We start from the raw sequence: 1,585 nt of genomic DNA, 5'->3' as shown, positions 1-1,585 counted from the left end.
AGCTCGATCCGGAGAAGATCGAGCATGAGGAGGAGTTGCGTGGCTGAATCGTCTGGACTGGAGCCCGGTGCCGGCACGGCGCCCGAGGGCATGCTGTCCCGCGCCCTGGCGCTGAAGGAGAAGCTGAGGAACGGCGGCACCGTCATCGGCGCCTGGCTGACTATCGCCGACCCTAGCGTCACCGAGATCATGGGCAAGGTCGGCTTCGACTATCTGATGGTCGACAGCGAGCACTCGCCGTTCGACCTGCAGGTCCTGCAGACCATGCTGATGGCGCTGAACGGCAGTCCGACCGTGCCGATGATCCGGGTCGCCTGGAACGACCATGTCCGGATCAAGCAGCTGCTCGACATGGGCTGGGAAGGCATCCTGGCGCCGATGGTAAAGACGGTGGAGGACTGCCGCGAGCTGGTGGCGGCCTGCAAGTACCCGCCGGAGGGCCGGCGCGGCTTCGGGCCCAAGCGCGCGTCCAACTATTACCGCGACATCGACGCCTATGTGGCCAAGGCCAACGACGCGATCTTCGTGATGCCGCAGATCGAGCATATCGAAACGGTCGACGTGCTCGACGAGTTCCTGGCCGTACCGGGCATCGACGCGGTGGCGATCGGGCCGAACGATCTCTCCGGTACCGCCGGTTTGCTGCGCCAGCTCAGCCATCCGACGGTGAAGACGGCGCACGACACGATCGTCGCCAAGACCAAGGCCAAGGGCCTGCCGGTCTGCCTGGGCGTCAACACGCCGGCCACGCAGAACAGGGAGTGGGTCGAGAAGGGGGTCCGCTTCCTGATGGTGACCTCGGACATCGAGCTCCTGGCGGGCGGCGGGTCCGCGGCCCTGCGGGCCACCCGCGAGGCGATCGGCGGCTAGCCGGTCTCGGCCGGGCGGGCAGCTGGTGCTGTCCGCCGCAGCCGGCCGGCCGTGGCGGCCCAGCCAGCGCGGATCAGGCCGGCAAGCCCAGTGGGGTAAGCCAGCATCACGACGATGATCAAAAGTGCCGTGATGATTGGCCGCCAGGCGCCGAAATCCGCCATCAGCTCGGCGAAGACCGTCAGCACGAACGAGGCGATGATGGCGCCGTAGATCGTGCTGGTGCCGCCCAAGAGCACCATCGACAGGATGATGGTGGCAATGCTCATGCCGAACACGTCGATCGAGGCGTTGCGCTGGTAGGCGGCATAGAAGGCGCCGGCCATGCCGGTGAAGAAGGCGCTGGCGGCCAACGTGATCATGCGCTGGCGGACCAGCGAGATGCCACGGGCGATCGCGTATTCCTCGTTGTCGCGCAGCGCCACGATGCCCGCCCCGATCCGCGAGCGCACGATGGCGCGCAGGAACACGGTGCTGGCCGCGAGCAGGCCTAGCGCCAGGAAGAAATAGGCGAACTTGCCGTCCCGGACCATGTTGTGGTCGAACCAGTAGAGGCCCGGGATGCGCACCATGCCCTGGGTGCCGCCGGTATAGTCGGACTGGCTCAGGATCACCTGCATGACCAGCTGGGCGAAGCCGAAGGTCACCAGGATGATGTAGATGCCCTTCAGCCGCAGGATCGGGATGGTCACCAGGATCGCGGCCGCCGTGGCGA

The 1,585-nt window shown here is 66.7% G+C and carries 2 protein-coding genes; one reads left to right on the top strand and one right to left on the bottom strand.

From position 1 onward, the window contains the following. The first annotated feature begins 39 nt into the window (after positions 1-39). On the top strand, positions 40-870 hold the full coding sequence (locus tag EQG76_RS11840; RefSeq protein WP_159713590.1) for an HpcH/HpaI aldolase family protein: 831 nt from the start codon (positions 40-42) through the stop codon (positions 868-870). Here the strand turns inward: EQG76_RS11840 and EQG76_RS11835 are convergent. Beyond that, positions 867-1,585 (bottom strand): branched-chain amino acid ABC transporter permease (locus EQG76_RS11835; RefSeq protein WP_159713588.1); only part of this gene is annotated, 719 nt, incomplete at its 5' end. The two genes, EQG76_RS11840 and EQG76_RS11835, sit on opposite strands and share 4 nt — an antisense overlap.

Origin of the sequence: Geminicoccus flavidas (genome assembly GCF_009806515.1) — a bacterium.
GTDB lineage: Bacteria > Pseudomonadota > Alphaproteobacteria > Geminicoccales > Geminicoccaceae > Geminicoccus > Geminicoccus flavidus.
The sequence above is the reverse complement of the archived record's forward strand: the minus strand, read 5'-3'. Positions and strand labels throughout refer to the sequence as shown.